The sequence below is a fragment of the Micromonospora maris AB-18-032 genome, from assembly GCF_000204155.1.
Taxonomy (GTDB): domain Bacteria; phylum Actinomycetota; class Actinomycetes; order Mycobacteriales; family Micromonosporaceae; genus Micromonospora; species Micromonospora gifhornensis.
Genome location: NC_015434.1, coordinates 5,932,229 through 5,950,909, shown reverse-complemented (window position 1 = coordinate 5,950,909; position 18,681 = coordinate 5,932,229). Strand labels below are relative to the sequence as shown.

Here is an 18,681-nt window from a genome sequence, read left to right as displayed (position 1 = left end):
CGTGCCTGAGTACGACGAGACCGCCGAGACCCCGGACGAGCAGTCCACGGTGGCGACGGCGGCTGGCGACGAGTCGGTCGAGGCCGCCAGCGAGCCGGAGTTCGCGATGACCGAGCCCGCGCCCGACGAGGACTACGACCCGGTCGCCGAGCTGCGCCAGAAGCTGCGCTACGCGCCCGGCGACTGGTACGTGGTGCACTCGTACGCCGGTTACGAGAACAAGGTCAAGACCAACCTCGAAACCCGGATCACGTCCCTCGACATGGAGGACTACATCTACCAGGTCGAGGTGCCGACCCGGGAAGAGGTCGAGGTCAAGAACGGCAAGCGGTCCCAGGTGCAGGCCAAGGTCTTCCCCGGCTACATCCTGGTCCGGATGGAGTTGACCGCCGAGTCGTACTCCTGCGTACGCAACACGCCGGGCGTCACCGGCTTCGTCGGGGCCACGGACCGGGCCGACCGCCCGGCGCCGCTGAGCCTCGACGAGGTGCTCAAGTGGCTGGCGCCGGCGGTGGAGACCGAGCAGAAGAAGGCCAAGCCGGAGATCAAGGTCCTCGACTTCGAGGTCGGCGACTCGGTCACCGTCACCGACGGTGCCTTCGCCTCGCTGCCGGCCACGATCAGCGAGATCAACGCCGACCAGCAGAAGCTCAAGGTGCTGGTGTCGATCTTCGGCCGCGAGACGCCGGTGGAGCTGAACTTCAACCAGGTCGCCAAGATCTGATTCAACGACCGCTGGTGACGGCTTTCGGGCTGTTGCCAGCGGTCGTTTTCTGTCCGCTTCGCCCCGCCGGTCAACCTCCGTGGGTGCGCCGGTCTCGACCTGCGCTACCCTAGAACGTCGCTGCTGCCGTCCCGCGCTGACCGTGCGCGCCCCGGTGGTGGTGTCGGTGCGAACCATTCCCAGTTCCAAGCCCCAGGAAGAGACATGCCTCCGAAGAAGAAGCTCGTCAAGACGTTCACGCTTCAGCTGCCGGCGGGCCAGGCCACTCCGGCGCCGCCGGTCGGTCCCGCGCTCGGTCAGCACGGCGTGAACATCATGGAGTTCTGCAAGTCGTACAACGCGCAGACCGAGTCGCAGCGGGGCGACATCGTCCCCGCCGAGATCAGCGTGTACGAGGACCGGTCCTTCACCTTCGTGCTGAAGACCCCGCCCGCCGCCCGGCTGCTGATCAAGGCCGCCGGTGTGCAGAAGGGCTCGGGCGTCCCGCACAAGGAGAAGGTCGGCTCGGTGTCCCGCGCCCAGGTGCGGGAGATCGCCGAGAAGAAGATGGCTGACCTCAACGCCAACGACCTCGACCAGGCTGAGAAGATCATCGCCGGCACCGCCCGGTCGATGGGCCTCAACGTCACCGACTGACCTCGGCCACCACCGACCCGTACGGATCGTGGGAGGGCGCGCGAGCATCGCGGCCCGCCAGAAACCACAGGAGTAGACAGAAATGCAGCGCAGCAAGAGCTACCGCAAGGCCGCCGAGGTCATCGACCGGTCGAAGCTCTACACCCCCGCCGAGGCCGTGAAGCTGGCCAAGGAGACCACCAACGTCAAGTTCGACGCCACGGTCGAGGTCGCCATGCGCCTCGGCGTCGACCCCCGCAAGGCGGACCAGATGGTCCGCGGCACGGTCAACCTGCCGCACGGCACCGGTAAGACCGCCCGCGTGATCGTGTTCGCCGCCGGCGCGAAGGCCGAGGAGGCCGTCGCCGCCGGTGCCGACGAGGTGGGCACCGACGAGCTGGTCGCTCGGATTCAGGGTGGTTGGCTGGACTTCGACGCGGCCATCGCCACGCCGGACCAGATGGCCAAGATCGGCCGGATCGCGCGGATCCTGGGCCCGCGCGGCCTGATGCCGAACCCGAAGACCGGCACGGTGACCATGGACGTCACCAAGGCGGTGACCGACATCAAGGGTGGCAAGATCACCTTCCGGGTGGACAAGCACTCGAACCTCCACCTGATCATCGGCAAGGCCTCCTTCAGCGAGGCCCAGCTGGTCGACAACTACGCGGCCGTGCTGGACGAGGTGCTGCGGGCCAAGCCGTCCGCGGCGAAGGGCAAGTACCTCAAGAAGGTCACCCTGACCACCACCATGGGCCCGGGTGTCCCGGTCGACCCGAACCTGGTGAAGAACCTTCAGGAAGGCTCGGCCGACAGCTGAGCACGACGCACCGGAAGGGCCCTGCCACGCGTACGTGGCGGGGCCCTTCCGCCGTCGCAGGGTACGTGCCGGGGCTCGCCCGCTCCGGCGCTCACGTAGGCGCAGGGCGGTAGCGGTCAGCACGGTGATCGACTCCGTTCTGTGATCAACACCGTTGCGCCGAAACGGCGGTGTCCCGTGGCGGTTTACTCCGCCGTTTCGCCGATACGGCGAGCGGTGGGGGTGGGGCGATTTGGCGAGTGAGGGCGGGGTCGCGTAGCCTGTTGACGTCGCGCGACTTCGTCGTGCGTGAAGTTCCACCCAAAGACCGCTGGTCACCGTGCTCCGGCACGGTCGAAGGTTCCGCGAAGACGGGCGACCCGCGCAGGGCGGTAAGCGAAAATCGGCAGCATCCCGTGGTCCGCCGACTGCGGTGAGCGTTGCCCATCTCGCCCCGTGCGCCCTGCGCCGGGGCTTTTCTGTTCTCGCGATGCCCTCGCTCCAGTCGCAGGCACCCGCCTGTGCTGGCGACCAGCCTCGAGCAACGAGAGAGGAGGGACATGGCGGACAAGCCGATCCGGGCCGACAAGGCCACGGCTGTTGCTGAGCTGACCGAAAGCTTCCGCAGCGCGGGTGCCACCGTGCTGACCGAGTACCGCGGCCTGACGGTTTCCCAGCTCACCCAGCTGCGGCGCTCGCTCGGTAAGGAGACCAGCTACACGGTTGCCAAGAACACGCTGGCCAAGCGTGCTGCGGCGGACGCGGGTATCTCCGGCCTCGACGAGCTGTTCACCGGTCCTACCGCGCTGACTTTCGTTTCGGGCGACGTCGTCGAGGCGGCGAAGGGGCTTCGCGACTTCGCGAAGGCCAACCCGAAGCTCGTCATCAAGGGCGGTGTCTTCGAGGGCAAGGCCATTTCTGCGGCCGAGGTCACGAAGCTCGCCGACCTGGAGTCCCGCGAGGTGCTGCTGGCCAAGCTGGCCGGCGCGATGAAGGGCAACCTGAGCAAGGCTGCGGCCCTGTTCCAGGCCCCGCTGTCGAAGACCGCCCGTCTGGCGGCCGCCCTGCAGGACAAGCGCGAGAAGGAAGGCGCCGAGGCGGCCTGAGGCCGTACGGCGCACCCACGTTCTTAGTTAAACCTTTTAGGAAAGGACGCCAGACATGGCGAAGCTCAGCACCGAAGAGCTGCTCGACGCGTTCAAGGAGATGACGCTGATCGAGCTCTCCGAGTTCGTGAAGCAGTTCGAGGAGACCTTCGAGGTCACCGCCGCCGCCCCGGCCGCGATGATGATGGCGGGTCCGGCCGCCGGTGGCGCTGCTGCCGAGGCCGAGCCGGAGAAGGACGAGTTCGACGTCGTCCTCGACGCCGACGGTGGCAAGAAGATCCAGGTCATCAAGGTCGTGCGTGAGCTGACCGGCCTGGGCCTCAAGGAGGCCAAGGACCTGGTCGAGTCGGCCCCCAAGGCCGTCCTGGAGAAGGTCAACAAGGAGACCGCGGACAAGGCCAAGGCCAAGCTGGAGGGTGAGGGCGCCAAGGTCACCCTCAAGTGACCTGAGCACCACCTGGCCGCCCCGGCTCACGTGAGCCGGGGCACACCATGTCGCGGCGGGCGGCGATCCGATCTGACGGATCGCCGCCCGCAGTGCAGGTGGACGCGGGCGCAGCGGGCATGAGCAGGCGTGGGACCGGCGTGGGGAGCTGTGGACGCGTCGGACGGCCGTCCCGCCGGTAGGGAAAGAGCAGCGGATGGCAATCTCGGCCCTTGACGCAACCATGGGCTGACAGGCACGCTGACATAGCAAGACCTTCCGCGCTTGCGACGGCCACCGCGTGGGTAGATCACGGCAGCGCCACTGCCGCCGACACCCGAGCGGCCCGGCAGGAACGTTGCGTTCCGAGCGGCCCGGTACGACCCGGTTAACGGGGTCCCGTGGCCAGATCCGCAACGTCCTGCGGGATGGGCTGGACAGCGGTTAGCCTCTCGGCTACACTGCTAGTTTGCGCTGCCTTCCGACTTGACCCCTGCTCGGAAATGTCCGGTTATGGATATTTTCTGGTGGGGTCATTGGAGTGCACGCGTACCAGCCGTTCTGCAGCACCGGTCCTCGGAAGGACGCATCTTGGCAGCTTCCCGCCCTGCGAAGACCAGTCGTACGTCGAGCGCATTCGCTCCCCGCCGAGTTTCCTTCGGCCGGATCACCGAACACCTCGAGGTCCCCAACCTCCTCGCCATTCAGAACGAGTCCTTCGACTGGCTCGTCGGCAACGAGGCTTGGCAGGGCCGGTCGGCGGACGACCCGCACGCACGCTCGGGTCTCGCGGAAATCCTCGACGAGATCAGTCCCATTGAGGACTTTTCCGGCACCATGTCGCTTTCCTTCTCGGCTCCGCGCTTCGACGAGGTCAAGGCCTCGATCGAGGAGTGCAAGGAGAAGGACCTCACCTACTGCGCGCCACTGTTCGTGACCGCGGAGTTCACCAACAACACCACCGGCGAGATCAAGAGCCAGACGGTGTTCATGGGTGACTTCCCGATGATGACGCCGAAGGGCACCTTCATCATCAACGGCACCGAGCGTGTGGTGGTCAGCCAGCTCGTCCGGTCGCCGGGCGTCTACTTCGACAAGCAGCCGGACAAGACCTCCGACCGCGACCTCTCCAGCGTGAAGGTCATCCCGAGTCGGGGTGCCTGGCTGGAGTTCGACATCGACAAGCGCGACACGGTCGGTGTCCGCATCGACCGCAAGCGTCGGCAGGCCGTCACGGTGCTGCTGAAGGCCATCGGGTGGTCCGCCGAGCGGATCCGTGAGAAGTTCGGCTGGTCCGAGCTGATGATGACCACGCTCGAGAAGGACCACATCGCCGGCCAGGACGAGGCGCTACTCGACATCTACCGGAAGCTGCGCCCTGGCGAGCCGCCGACCCGCGAGAACGCCCAGACCCTGCTCGACAACCTCTTCTTCAACCCGAAGCGGTACGACGTCGCCAAGGTCGGTCGGTACAAGTTCAACAAGAAGCTCGAGCTGGACGTGCCGATCACCACCGGCACGCTTACCGAGGACGACATCGTCGCCACCGTGGAGTACCTCTGCCGGCTGCACGCCGGTGAGGAGGGCTACGAGGCCGACGACATCGACCACTTCGGCAACCGGCGGCTGCGTACCGTGGGCGAGCTGATCCAGAACCAGGTTCGGGTCGGCCTGTCCCGGATGGAGCGGGTCGTCCGCGAGCGGATGACGACTCAGGACGTCGAGGCGATCACGCCGCAGACCCTGATCAACATCCGCCCGGTGGTGGCCGCGATCCGGGAGTTCTTCGGTACCTCGCAGCTGTCCCAGTTCATGGACCAGACCAACCCGCTGGCGGGCCTGACCCACCGGCGCCGGCTGAGCGCGCTCGGCCCGGGTGGTCTGTCCCGGGAGCGGGCCGGCTTCGAGGTCCGCGACGTGCACCCGTCCCACTACGGCCGGATGTGCCCGATCGAGACGCCGGAAGGCCCGAACATCGGCCTGATCGGCGCCCTGTCCACCTTCGCCCGGGTCAACCCGTTCGGCTTCATCGAGACGCCGTACCGGAAGGTCGTCGACGGTCGGGTCACCGACCAGATCGACTACCTGACCGCGGACGAGGAGGACCGGTTCGTCAAGGCGCAGGCCAACGCGCCGCTGCGGGCCGACGGCACGTTCGCCGAGGACCGCGTCCTGGTCCGCCGTAAGGGCGGCGAGACCGAGGACGTCCCGCCGGCGGCCGTGGACTACATGGACGTGTCGCCGCGGCAGATGACCTCGGTCGCCACCGCGATGATCCCGTTCCTCGAGCACGACGACGCCAACCGTGCCCTGATGGGCGCGAACATGCAGCGCCAGGCGGTGCCGCTGGTCAAGGCCGAGTCCCCGCTCGTCGGCACCGGCATGGAGTACCGTGCCGCCGTCGACGCCGGTGACGTGGTCGTGGCCGAGGTCGGTGGCGTGGTCGAGGACCTCTGCGCCGACTACATCACCGTCCACCAGGACGACGGCCACCGCCGGACGTACCTGCTGCACAAGTTCCGCCGCTCCAACGCCGGCTCCTGCGTCAACCAGAAGCCGGTGGTCTTCGAGGGCGACCGGGTCGAGGCCGGCCAGGTCATCGCCGACGGTCCGTGCACCGACGAAGGCGAGATGGCGCTCGGGCGCAACCTGCTCGTGGCGTTCATGTGCTGGGAGGGCCACAACTACGAGGACGCGATCATCCTGTCGCAGCGCCTCGTGCAGCAGGACGTGCTCACCTCGATCCACATCGAGGAGCACGAGGTCGACGCCCGGGACACCAAGCTCGGCCCGGAGGAGATCACCCGCGACATCCCGAACGTCAGCGAGGAGATGCTCGCCGACCTCGACGAGCGCGGGATCATCCGGATCGGTGCCGAGGTCGTCCCCGGCGACATCCTGGTCGGCAAGGTCACCCCGAAGGGTGAGACCGAGCTGACCCCGGAGGAGCGGCTGCTCCGCGCGATCTTCGGTGAGAAGGCGCGTGAGGTCCGGGACACCTCGCTGAAGGTTCCGCACGGCGAGACCGGCACGGTCATCGGTGTGCGTACCTTCTCCCGCGAGGACGGCGACGAGCTGCCGCCGGGCGTCAACGAGCTGGTCCGGGTCTACGTCGCCCAGAAGCGGAAGATCCAGGACGGTGACAAGCTCGCCGGCCGCCACGGCAACAAGGGCGTCATCTCCAAGATCCTGCCGGTCGAGGACATGCCGTTCCTGGAGGACGGCACCCCGGTCGACATCGTGCTCAACCCGCTGGGTGTGCCGAGCCGAATGAACATCGGCCAGGTGCTGGAGACCCACCTGGGCTGGGTGGCCAAGACCGGTTGGAAGGTCGAGGGCGACGACGCCGAGTGGAAGCGCCAGCTGCAGAGCATCGGCGCGGACTCCTCGGAGCCGGACACCAACGTGGCCACTCCGGTCTTCGACGGTGCCCGCGAGGAGGAGATCTCCGGTCTGCTCGCGTCGACCCTGCCCAACCGGGACGGCAAGCAGCTGATCGGTGCCACCGGAAAGGCGCAGCTGTTCGACGGCCGCTCCGGCGAGCCGTTGCCCGACCCGATCGCCGTCGGTTACATCTACATCCTGAAGCTCAACCACCTGGTCGACGACAAGATCCACGCTCGGTCGACCGGCCCGTACTCGATGATCACGCAGCAGCCGCTGGGTGGTAAGGCGCAGTTCGGTGGCCAGCGTTTCGGTGAGATGGAGTGCTGGGCCATGCAGGCGTACGGAGCCGCGTACGCCCTGCAGGAGCTGCTGACGATCAAGTCCGACGACGTCCTCGGCCGGGTGAAGGTCTACGAGGCCATCGTCAAGGGCGAGAACATCCCCGAGCCGGGCATTCCGGAGTCGTTCAAGGTGCTGCTCAAGGAGCTGCAGTCGCTGTGCCTCAACGTTGAGGTGCTCTCCAGCGACGGCGTGGCCCTGGAGATGCGCGAGACCGACGACGAGGTGTTCCGGGCTGCGGAGGAACTGGGCATCGACCTTTCCCGGCGTGAGCCGAGCTCGGTCGAGGAAGTGTGACGTTGGGGCTTCGGGGCGGGGCAACCCACTCCAGGCGGTCAGGTTGATCCCTGCGAGGGTCGCCCCGCCCCGAAGCCGAACCCGGTGAGCTGCTGACGCAACAAGCGACGTGTGAGGGAATTGAACGTGCTCGACGTCAACTTTTTCGACGAGTTGCGAATTGGGCTGGCGACCGCGGACGACATCCGTCAGTGGTCGCACGGCGAGGTCAAGAAGCCCGAGACGATCAACTACCGTACCCTCAAGCCGGAGAAGGACGGTCTCTTCTGCGAGAAGATCTTCGGTCCGCAGCGGGACTGGGAGTGCTACTGCGGTAAGTACAAGCGGGTCCGCTTCAAGGGCATCATCTGTGAGCGCTGCGGCGTCGAGGTGACCCGCTCGAAGGTCCGCCGGGAGCGGATGGGCCACATCGAGCTGGCCGCCCCGGTGACCCACATCTGGTACTTCAAGGGCGTGCCGAGCCGGCTGGGCTACCTGCTGGACCTCGCCCCGAAGGACCTCGAAAAGATCATTTACTTCGCCTCGTACGTCGTGACGAGCGTGGACGCCGAGTCGCGTCACCGTGACCTCTCGACCATCGAGAACGAGATCCTGGCCGAGAAGCGGCAGTCGGAGAACAGCCGCGACTCGGAGATCGAGAAGCGGGCCGCCAAGCTCGAGGCCGACCTGGCCGAGCTGGAGGCCGAGGGCGCGAAGGCGGACGTCCGGCGCAAGGTCAAGGAGGGCGGAGAGCGCGAGATGCGCCAGATCCGCGACCGGGCCCAGCGCGAGATCGACCGCCTGGACGAGGTGCTGGACACCTTCCGCAAGCTGGAGCCGAAGCAGCTGGTCACCGACGAGCTGCTCTACCGCGAGCTGCGCGACCGGTTCGGCGAGTACTTCACCGGTGGCATGGGCGCCGAGGCGATCAAGGCCCTGGTGCAGAACATGGACCTCGACGCCGAGGCGGAGAGCCTGCGCGAGACCATCCGTACCGGCAAGGGCCAGCGGAAGATCCGGGCGCTCAAGCGGCTGAAGGTCGTGGCGGCGTTCCAGAACACCCGCAACTCGCCGCTCGGCATGGTGCTGGACTGCGTACCGGTGATCCCGCCGGACCTGCGTCCGATGGTGCAGCTCGACGGTGGCCGGTTCGCGACCAGCGACCTGAACGACCTCTACCGCCGGGTGATCAACCGGAACAACCGGCTCAAGCGGCTGATCGACCTCGGTGCGCCCGAGATCATCGTCAACAACGAGAAGCGGATGCTCCAGGAGGCCGTCGACGCGCTGTTCGACAACGGCCGTCGGGGCCGGCCGGTCACCGGTCCGGGTAACCGTCCGCTGAAGTCGCTGTCCGACATGCTCAAGGGCAAGCAGGGCCGGTTCCGCCAGAACCTGCTGGGCAAGCGCGTCGACTACTCCGGCCGTTCGGTCATCGTGGTCGGCCCGAAGCTCAAGCTGCACCAGTGCGGCCTGCCCAAGCAGATGGCGCTGGAGCTGTTCAAGCCGTTCGTGATGAAGCGGCTGGTCGACCTCAACCACGCGCAGAACATCAAGTCCGCCAAGCGGATGGTCGAACGGCAGCGGCCGGTCGTGTGGGACGTGCTGGAAGAGGTCATCGGCGAGCACCCGGTGCTGCTCAACCGGGCGCCGACCCTGCACCGCCTGGGCATCCAGGCCTTCGAGCCGCAGCTGGTCGAGGGCAAGGCCATCCAGATCCACCCGCTGGTCTGCACCGCGTTCAACGCCGACTTCGACGGTGACCAGATGGCGGTGCACGTGCCGCTGTCCGCCGAGGCCCAGGCCGAGGCGCGGATCCTGATGCTGTCGTCGAACAACATCCTCAAGCCGGCCGACGGCAAGCCGGTCACCATGCCCACCCAGGACATGGTCATCGGCCTGTACCACCTGACCCACCTCACCACCGGTGAGCGTGGCGAGGGTCGGGCGTTCAGCTCGGACGCCGAGGCGCGGATGGCGTACGACAACGGCGAGCTGCACCTGCAGGCGCCGGTCAAGATCCGGCTGCAGGGTGTGGTCGAGGTCGACAACGGTGCCGGCGCGCAGCCGTGGACCGCGCCCGAGGGCTGGACCCAGGGTGAGCCGCTGACCGTGGAGACCACGCTCGGCCGGGTGCTGTTCAACGAGACCCTGCCGCAGGGCTACCGGTACGTGAACTACGAGATCCGCAAGGGTCAGCTCTCCGCGATCGTCAACGACCTCGCCGAGCGGTTCCCGAAGGTGGCCCTGGCGGCCACCCTCGACGGGCTCAAGGAGGCCGGTTTCCACTGGGCCACCTGGTCCGGCGTGACCATCGGCATGGAGGACGTCATCGCTCCGCCGCGCAAGCGGGAGATCCTGGAGAAGTACGAGAAGGAAGCCGACCGGATCGACAAGCAGTACCAGCGTGGTCTGATGACCGCCGAGGAGCGTCGCGGCGAACTCATCGAGATCTGGACCAAGGCGACCAACGAGGTCGCCAAGGAGATGGACACCGCGCTGCCGCAGGAGAACCCGCTGTGGAAGATGATCAACTCGGGTGCTCGCGGTAACCTGCTCCAGCTCCGGCAGATCGCGGCGATCCGTGGTCTGGTGGCCAACCCGAAGGGTGAGATCATCCCGCGGCCGATCAAGGCCAGCTACCGGGAAGGTCTGTCCGTGCTGGAGTACTTCATCTCCACGCACGGTGCCCGTAAGGGTCTCGCGGACACCGCCCTGCGTACCGCCGACTCGGGTTACCTGACCCGTCGTCTGGTGGACGTCTCGCAGGACGTCATCATCCGCGAGGAGGACTGCGGCACCGACCGGGCCATCCCGATGCAGATCGGTCAGCAGCTCGACGGCCGGCTCGTGGTGCACGAGCACGCGGAGACCAGCGTGCACGCCCGTACCCTGGCCGACGACATCAAGGGGCCGGACGGCACCGTCGTCGCCGAGCGGGGCTCGGACATCAACTCGATCCTGGTCGACAAGATCGTCGCCGCCGGGGTGGAGACCGTCCGGGTGCGCAGCGTGCTCACCTGCGAGTCGAAGCTGGGCGTCTGCGGTGCGTGCTACGGCCGTTCGCTGCCGACCGGCAAGATCGTGGACGTCGGCGAGGCGGTCGGCATCATCGCCGCCCAGTCGATCGGTGAGCCGGGTACGCAGCTGACGATGCGTACCTTCCACACCGGTGGTGTCGCGGGTGAGGACATCACCCAGGGTCTGCCCCGTGTCCAGGAGATCTTCGAGGCCCGGATCCCGAAGGGCAAGGCTCCGATCGCCGACACCCCGGGCCGGATCCGGATCGAGGACGGCGAGCGGTCGCGCAAGATCGTCGTCATCCCGGACGACGGCAGCGACGAGATCGTGTACGACAAGATCTCGAAGCGGGTCCGGCTGCGGGCGCACGACGGCGACCACGTCGAGGTCGGCGAGAAGCTCACCGAGGGCACCATCGACCCGCACGAACTGCTGCGCATCCTCGGCCCGCGGGCGGTCCAGGTCCACCTGACCCAGGAGGTCCAGGAGGTCTACCGCTCGCAGGGTGTGCTCATCCACGACAAGCACATCGAGATCATCATCCGCCAGATGCTCAAGCGGGTGACGGTCATCGACTCCGGCTCGACCGAGTTCCTGCCGGGTGTGCTCGTCGACCGGGCGCTGTTCGAGTCGGAGAACCGCCGACTCGTCGGCGAGGGTGGCGAGCCCGCGGCAGGCCGTCCGGTGCTGATGGGTATCACCAAGGCCTCGCTGGCCACCGACTCCTGGCTCTCGGCGGCCTCCTTCCAGGAGACCACCCGGGTGCTGACCGACGCGGCGATCCACGCCCGCAGCGACTCGCTGATCGGTCTCAAGGAGAACGTGATCATCGGTAAGCTCATCCCGGCCGGTACCGGCATCAGCAAGTACCGCAACGTCCGGGTCGAGCCGACCGAGGAGGCGAAGGCCAAGGTCTACTCGATGACCGGCTACCCGGAGACCGACTACGGCTTCGGGCCGGCCAGCGGCCAGGCGGTTCCGCTTGACGACTTCGACTTCGGGTCGTACCGCTGAGTTGTTCGCTCTGACGACGAGGCCCCCGGCAACCCGCCGGGGGCCTCGTCGTCGGTGGCGGCGGTCATGCTCCTACCGATCCGCCATGGGCGGGGCATGATGGAGGCATGACGACCGCCGCCGGACCGATGCCGGTCGCTTCACCGCCCGGGCCGCCCCGGCACCCGCTCGACCCGGACCCGGTTCGGGCCACGAAGGCGCGGGCCGTCTTCGCGCTCGGGCTGATGGGTGCGCTGACCGGACTGTTCATCGGGGGAGTGGTACCCGCTACCGTGGCGCTCCAGTTGGCCCGGCAGGCGCGCCGCGAGGCGTACGCCTCAGGGGGTTTTCTGACCGGCGCGGCCTGGCTGCGGCGGGGAGAGACCCTGGCCTGGACGGGCCTGGGGTTGGTCGCGGTCAGCCTGGTCGTCGCGTTGGTGATCGGCGTGATCCGGCTCGCCGAGGCACCCTACGGGCACGACTTCGCGCCGAACGTGGACTGAGCTCGCTCTCGCGCCGCAGGCCGGTGGGCTGACCGGCGACGGTAGCCTGACGGTGTCCGCCGCGCGGCGGTGGACGCGGCCGATGAGGAGGATTCCCGTGACGGAACCGGCGCGTCCCGAGAGCGGCGAACCCGCTCAGCCCACCGCCGGGCACTCGGAGGCCGGTGCACCGGAACCGGACAGGTGGGCACCACCGGGACCGATCGGGGCAGACTTCTCCGCCGGGTACCCGCCGTCCCCACCTGCCCCGTACGGACCCGTACCGTCCGCGCCGCCGTTCGGGTCCGCACCCTCCGCAGCGCCGTTCGGGTCCGCACCCTCTGGGCCGTCGTTCGGGCCTGCCCCCTCCGCGCCGTCGTTCGGATCCGGTCCGTCCGGGCCGTCGTTCGGGGTGGTGCCGTCCGGGCCGGGTGGGCCGGGTGTGGGCGCACCCGGCGGGTGGGGTCCCGGCCCGGGGCACGGCGGTGGTGGCCCGGTCCCGCCGCCGCAGGAGCGGCCCCGACCGCCGAGTCGGGTGGAGCCCGTACCGGGCACTCCGTTCGCGATGGTGCACCTGGATGTGCCGCCGGTCACCTCGGGCCTGGCGGTCGGCTCCCTGGTCGCGGGCGTCATCTCCATCCTGGTGTCGTTCCTGGTCATCTGCGTGGGTTCGGTGGGCGGCGGGCTGAACGGTGTCTGGGCGGCCGGTTCCTTCGCCACCCTCGGCGGCCTCACCGGGGCCGGCGCCCTGGTGGCCGGCCTGCTGGGCGTTCGGCAGATCCGGCGGCCGGCACCGGCGCCGGCGGTGCGGTTCACCGGCCGTGGTCTCGCCATCGCCGGGATCAGCTGCGGCGGCGTCGGGTTGCTGTTGAGCCTGCTCGGCGTGGGTCTGGCCCTCCTGCTGACGCTGGCCTGAGCAAGATGCCTGATCACAGCGGCTGATGCTGCGCGTCAGACTGCTGGCGTCGGCTCGGGGGCTCGGCGGGTGGTTTCCGGTGGAGCCGGTACACTTGTATCCGTAGGTGCCCATCACGGGCGGGTGGAGCGACGGAGCCGGTTGCCGAGCGGTGAGAAGTTCGGCAGGTCTCCCGTTTTGACCTGCGCGGCTGTGGTAGGTACTCTTTCCCCTTGTGCCCGGGCCAGCCCGGGCAAATCGTGCGTGCGCTGGATCCGGCCTCCGGTTTCCGGAAGGCGCCACGAATGAGCCAAAGATCCGGCGCACGGTCTCGTGTGCCGGTGACAGACCCCCGGGGCTGCGCTCACAAGCGTGCGGAACCGGGACCGTGGGCGGGCGACACGCCCGACCGCGGGTGCCGGGACCTCCGTGAGGTGGCCCTGGTCGGAATGTAGGAGAGCCGGTCATCAGGTCGGCTACAGCAGACGGCGCGGTCGCGACAGCGGCCGAAGGGAGCGGAGAAACCCGGTGCCCACGATCCAACAGCTGGTCCGAAAGGGCCGCCAGGCGAAGACCACCAAGACCAAGACCCCGGCGCTGAAGGGTTCCCCTCAGCGGCGCGGCGTGTGCACCCGCGTGTACACCACCACCCCGAAGAAGCCGAACTCGGCGCTGCGCAAGGTTGCTCGTGTCAAGCTCAGCAGCCAGGTCGAGGTGACCGCCTACATCCCGGGCGTCGGGCACAACCTGCAGGAGCACTCGATCGTGCTCGTCCGCGGTGGTCGTGTGAAGGACCTCCCCGGCGTGCGTTACAAGATCGTCCGCGGCTCGCTGGACACCCAGGGTGTCCGCAACCGCAAGCAGGCGCGCAGCCGTTACGGCGCGAAGAAGGAGAAGAGCTGACATGCCGCGTAAGGGACCTGCCCCGCGTAAGCCGCTGGTCGCTGACCCGGTGTACAACTCGCCGCTGGTCACCCAGCTGGTAAACAAGATCCTGCTTCGCGGCAAGCGTCAGCTCGCCGAGCGCATCGTCTACGCCGCCCTGGAGGGCTGCCGCGAGAAGAGCGGCACCGACCCGGTCGTCACGCTCAAGCGCGCGATGGACAACGTCAAGCCGACCCTCGAGGTCCGCAGCCGCCGTGTCGGTGGCGCGACCTACCAGGTTCCGGTCGAGGTCCGTCCGGCCCGGGCGACCACCCTGGGCCTGCGCTGGCTGGTCACCTACTCCCGCGCCCGTCGCGAGAAGACCATGGTCGAGCGGCTGATGAACGAGCTGCTGGACGCGAGCAACGGCCTCGGTGCCGCCGTCAAGCGGCGTGAGGACACCCACAAGATGGCGGAGTCCAACAAGGCCTTCGCGCACTACCGCTGGTAACACCTGAGGCCCCGGCGCCCGATCGGCGCCGGGGCCGCCACCAGTTGTGTCGAGACGACGATAAGTAGGGATTGAAGTGGCCGCCGCAGACGCGCTCGCCAACGTACGCAACATCGGCATCATGGCGCACATCGATGCCGGTAAGACCACTACCACCGAGCGAATCCTGTTCTACACCGGTATCACGTACAAGATCGGTGAGGTTCATGAGGGCGGCGCCGTCATGGACTGGATGGAGCAGGAGCAGGAGCGCGGTATCACCATCACTTCCGCCGCCACGAAGTGCGAGTGGAAGGGCCACACGATCCAGATCATCGACACGCCCGGCCACGTCGACTTCACCGTCGAGGTGGAGCGGTCGCTTCGGGTGCTGGATGGTGCGGTCGCGGTCTACGACGGTGTGGCCGGCGTGGAGCCGCAGACGGAGAACGTCTGGCGTCAGGCGGACAAGTACAACGTCCCCCGGATGTGTTTCGTCAACAAGCTCGACCGCACCGGCGCGGACTTCTTCCGCTGCGTGCAGATGATGATCGACCGGCTGAACGCCACTCCGCTGGTGCTTCAGATCCCGATCGGCGCCGAGAGCGACTTCATCGGCGTGGTCGACCTGGTCGAGATGCGCGCCCTCACCTGGCGTGGCGAGACCCAGAAGGGTGAGGACTACGCGGTCGAGGAGATCCCGGCCGAGCTGGCCGACTCCGCAGCCGAGTGGCGCGAGAAGCTGATGGAGACCCTGGCCGACGTCGACGACGCGGTGATGGAGAAGTACCTGGAGGGCGAGGAGATTTCCGTCGAGGAGATCAAGGCCGCCATCCGTCGGGCCACCATCGCCGGCAAGGCCAACCCGGTCCTCACCGGTACCGCCTTCAAGAACAAGGGCATCCAGCCGATGCTGGACGCGGTCGTCGCGTACCTGCCGTCGCCGCTGGACATCCCGGCGATCGAGGGTACGGCCACCGACGGCGAGACCCCGATGCAGCGCAAGCCGTCGGTGTCCGAGCCGTTCTCCGGCCTGGCCTTCAAGATCCAGACGGACAAGCACCTCGGCAAGCTCACCTACGTGCGGATCTACTCCGGCACGCTCGAGTCCGGCTCCCAGGTGGTCAACTCCACCAAGGACCGCAAGGAGCGGATCGGCAAGATCTACCAGATGCACGCCAACAAGCGGGAAGAGCGCAGCACCGCGAAGGCCGGCGACATCATCGCGGTGCAGGGTCTGAAGCAGACCACCACCGGTGACACCCTGGCCGACCCGGCGAACCCGGTCATCCTGGAGTCGATGACCTTCCCGGAGCCGGTCATCGAGGTGGCCATCGAGCCGAAGACCAAGGCCGACCAGGAGAAGCTCAGCACCGCCATCCAGCGGCTGGCCGAGGAGGACCCGACCTTCCGCGTCAAGCTGGACGACCAGACCGGTCAGACGGTCATCTCCGGCATGGGCGAGCTGCACCTGGACATCCTGGTCGACCGGATGCGCCGCGAGTTCAACGTCGAGGCGAACATCGGTAAGCCGCAGGTGGCGTACCGCGAGACCATCCGCCGCAAGGTGGAGAAGGTCGAGTACACCCACAAGAAGCAGACCGGTGGTTCCGGCCAGTACGCCCGGGTGATCGTCAGCCTGGAGCCGCTGCCGCTGGGCAACGACGCGCCGACCTACGAGTTCGCCAACGCGGTCACCGGCGGCCGTATCCCCCGGGAGTTCATCCCCTCGGTGGACGCGGGTGCGCAGGACGCCATGCAGTACGGCATCCTCGCCGGCTTCCCGCTGGTGGGCGTCAAGCTGACGCTGCTGGACGGCCAGTACCACGAGGTCGACTCGTCGGAAATGGCGTTCAAGATCGCCGGCTCGATGGTGATGAAGGACGCGGCCCGCAAGGCCGATCCCGCGCTGCTCGAGCCGATGATGGCCGTTGAGGTCACCACTCCTGAGGAGAACATGGGTGACGTCATCGGTGACCTGAACTCCCGCCGTGGCATCATCCAGGCGATGGAGGAGCGCAGCGGCGCCCGCGTCGTCCGGGCTCTGGTGCCGCTGTCGGAGATGTTCGGCTACGTCGGCGACCTGCGGTCGAAGACCCAGGGCCGGGCTAGCTACAGCATGCAGTTCGACTCCTACGCCGAGGTTCCGGCCTCGGTGGCCAAGGAGATCATCGCCAAGGCGACGGGTGAGTGACGTCCGCCTGAGCTGATCCGACGGTGGTCGCGGGAGGTTTCCCCGACCGCGACCACCTCGGTCGGATTGGGTGAATTCCGGGCCTGTAGGCTTCATCGCCGCAGAACCCACAAAAGCTTCCCGGCCGTCAGGCCGGAAAGGCTGTCGACAGAGTCCTAAGCGCCACTCGTGGCGTACCGGGGCGAACGAACCAAGAAGTCCACAGGAGGACACCAGTGGCGAAGGCGAAGTTCGAGCGGACTAAGCCGCACGTCAACATCGGCACCATTGGTCACATCGACCACGGTAAGACGACGCTGACGGCGGCCATCACGAAGGTCCTGCACGACCAGTACCCGGACCTGAACCCGTACACCCCGTTCGACGAGATCGACAAGGCGCCGGAGGAGAAGGCCCGCGGCATCACGATCTCGATCGCGCACGTCGAGTACCAGACCGAGGCGCGGCACTACGCGCACGTCGACTGCCCCGGTCACGCCGACTACATCAAGAACATGATCACCGGTGCCGCCCAGATGGACGGCGCGATCCTGGTGGTCGCCGCGACCGACGGCCCGATGCCGCAGACCCGCGAGCACGTGCTGCTGGCCCGCCAGGTCGGCGTGCCGTACATCGTCGTGGCGCTGAACAAGAGCGACATGGTCGACGACGAGGAGTTGCTGGAGCTCGTCGAGCTCGAGGTTCGCGAGCTGCTCTCGTCGCAGGAGTACCCGGGCGACGACCTGCCGGTCGTGCGTGTATCGGCGCTCAAGGCCCTCGAGGGTGACCCGGAGTGGACCGGTCGCCTGCTGGAGCTGATGAACGCTGTCGACACCGCGATTCCGCAGCCGGAGCGCGAGACCGAGAAGCCGTTCCTGATGCCGATCGAGGACGTCTTCACGATCACCGGTCGTGGCACCGTCGTCACCGGTCGCGCGGAGCGCGGCATCCTCAAGCCGAACGAGGAGGTGGAGATCGTCGGCATCCGCGAGAAGTCGCAGAAGACGGTCTGCACCGGCATCGAGATGTTCCGCAAGCTGCTCGACGAGGCCCGCGCGGGTGAGAACGTCGGTCTGCTGCTGCGTGGCATCAAGCGCGAGGACGTCGAGCGCGGCATGGTGGTCATCAAGCCGGGCACCACGACCCCGCACACCGAGTTCGAGGCGACCGTCTACATCCTCTCCAAGGAGGAGGGTGGCCGGCACACCCCGTTCTTCCAGAACTACCGTCCGCAGTTCTACTTCCGGACCACGGACGTCACCGGTGTCGTCACCCTCCCCGAGGGCACCGAGATGGTCATGCCTGGCGACAACACCACGATGACCGTGAAGCTGATCCAGCCCATCGCGATGGAGGAAAACCTCAAGTTCGCGATCCGGGAGGGTGGCCGTACGGTCGGCGCTGGTCGCGTCACCAAGATCATCAAGTGAGCTGGGTAACCCCGATTAGACCCGCCGCCGGTCGTGCGGCATACTAGTCAGGTTGCGTAACGACAGTTCGCTGCCCGCGTTCGACTCACGTCGAACCTCCGGGTAGGCAGGACAGTCGGGCGTGGGGTGGTTGGCGGTTCACCCGTCAACCACCCTCGCGCGGCGTTCAGGTCGCGGTAGTGCGATCGGCGCCTCGACCCACCGCGGTCAGGATCGCTCCGGAAGGTCGGGGCGGAGCTGGGCCACAGAACGCGACACGCCCGACCGCGGGGGTGGGCGAAGAGGGTCTGTACCAGCCGGTACAGGACACCCGCAACACAGCGGCATCGAGAGAAGGAACAGAAGCCACCATGGCGGGACAGAAGATCCGCATCCGGCTCAAGGCCTATGACCACGAGGTCGTCGACTCCTCGGCGCGGAAGATCGTCGAGACGGTGACGCGTACCGGGGCGCAGGTCGCGGGCCCGGTGCCGCTGCCCACGGAGATCAACCGTTTCTGCGTCATCCGCTCGCCGCACAAGTACAAGGACTCGCGCGAGCACTTCGAGATGCGTACGCACAAGCGGCTGATCGACATCATCGACCCGACCCCGAAGACGGTCGACTCGCTCATGCGCCTCGACCTGCCGGCTGGCGTCGACATCGAGATCAAGCTGTAGGGAC

Annotated in this window: 14 protein-coding genes; all 14 read left to right on the top strand. The window is 67.6% G+C overall.

From position 1 onward, the window contains the following. The first annotated feature begins 1 nt into the window (after position 1). The 14 genes from nusG to rpsJ all read left to right on the top strand — a co-directional run bounded on the left by nusG (position 2) and on the right by rpsJ (position 18,677). The gene (nusG, locus tag VAB18032_RS26295) at positions 2-724 is read left to right on the top strand and encodes a transcription termination/antitermination protein NusG (RefSeq protein ID WP_013735967.1); all 723 of its coding nucleotides are present in this window, start codon (positions 2-4) and stop codon (positions 722-724) included. Positions 725-928: 204 nt separating this feature from the next. Next, on the top strand, positions 929-1,360 hold the full coding sequence (gene rplK, locus VAB18032_RS26290) for a 50S ribosomal protein L11 (RefSeq protein ID WP_013735966.1): 432 nt from the start codon (positions 929-931) through the stop codon (positions 1,358-1,360). A gap of 82 nt (positions 1,361-1,442) precedes the next feature. Then, complete coding sequence (gene rplA, locus VAB18032_RS26285) at positions 1,443-2,159, top strand: 50S ribosomal protein L1 (RefSeq protein ID WP_013735965.1); 717 nt, start codon at positions 1,443-1,445, stop codon at positions 2,157-2,159. Between the two features lie 539 nt (positions 2,160-2,698). Next, positions 2,699-3,244, top strand: coding sequence for a 50S ribosomal protein L10 (gene rplJ / locus VAB18032_RS26280; RefSeq protein WP_013735964.1), 546 nt, complete (start codon positions 2,699-2,701; stop codon positions 3,242-3,244). Between the two features lie 55 nt (positions 3,245-3,299). After that, a complete protein-coding gene (gene rplL, locus VAB18032_RS26275; protein WP_013735963.1) occupies positions 3,300-3,689 on the top strand; it encodes a 50S ribosomal protein L7/L12 in 390 nt (129 codons plus the stop codon). Positions 3,690-4,259: 570 nt separating this feature from the next. After that, positions 4,260-7,691, top strand: coding sequence for a DNA-directed RNA polymerase subunit beta (gene rpoB, locus VAB18032_RS26270; RefSeq protein WP_013735962.1), 3,432 nt, complete (start codon positions 4,260-4,262; stop codon positions 7,689-7,691). A gap of 126 nt (positions 7,692-7,817) precedes the next feature. Continuing rightward, a complete protein-coding gene (locus VAB18032_RS26265; protein WP_013735961.1) occupies positions 7,818-11,705 on the top strand; it encodes a DNA-directed RNA polymerase subunit beta' in 3,888 nt (1,295 codons plus the stop codon). Between the two features lie 107 nt (positions 11,706-11,812). Then, positions 11,813-12,187: a hypothetical protein gene (locus VAB18032_RS26260; protein WP_013735960.1), complete on the top strand. Its 375-nt coding sequence runs from the start codon at positions 11,813-11,815 to the stop codon at positions 12,185-12,187. 514 nt (positions 12,188-12,701) lie between these two features. Next, on the top strand, positions 12,702-13,082 hold the full coding sequence (locus tag VAB18032_RS26255) for a hypothetical protein (RefSeq protein WP_013735959.1): 381 nt from the start codon (positions 12,702-12,704) through the stop codon (positions 13,080-13,082). Between the two features lie 507 nt (positions 13,083-13,589). Further along, positions 13,590-13,964: a 30S ribosomal protein S12 gene (gene rpsL / locus VAB18032_RS26250; protein ID WP_013735958.1), complete on the top strand. Its 375-nt coding sequence runs from the start codon at positions 13,590-13,592 to the stop codon at positions 13,962-13,964. Between the two features lies 1 nt (position 13,965). Continuing rightward, positions 13,966-14,436 carry a 30S ribosomal protein S7 gene (gene rpsG / locus VAB18032_RS26245; protein ID WP_013735957.1) on the top strand — a complete coding sequence of 157 codons (471 nt, stop codon included), beginning with the start codon at positions 13,966-13,968 and terminating at the stop codon, positions 14,434-14,436. Positions 14,437-14,512: 76 nt separating this feature from the next. Beyond that, complete coding sequence (gene fusA, locus VAB18032_RS26240; RefSeq protein WP_013735956.1) at positions 14,513-16,609, top strand: elongation factor G; 2,097 nt, start codon at positions 14,513-14,515, stop codon at positions 16,607-16,609. Positions 16,610-16,824: 215 nt separating this feature from the next. Further along, the gene (gene tuf / locus VAB18032_RS26235; protein WP_013735955.1) at positions 16,825-18,018 is read left to right on the top strand and encodes an elongation factor Tu; all 1,194 of its coding nucleotides are present in this window, start codon (positions 16,825-16,827) and stop codon (positions 18,016-18,018) included. Positions 18,019-18,368: 350 nt separating this feature from the next. After that, positions 18,369-18,677: a 30S ribosomal protein S10 gene (rpsJ, locus tag VAB18032_RS26230; protein WP_007073037.1), complete on the top strand. Its 309-nt coding sequence runs from the start codon at positions 18,369-18,371 to the stop codon at positions 18,675-18,677. Positions 18,678-18,681 lie beyond the last annotated feature (4 nt).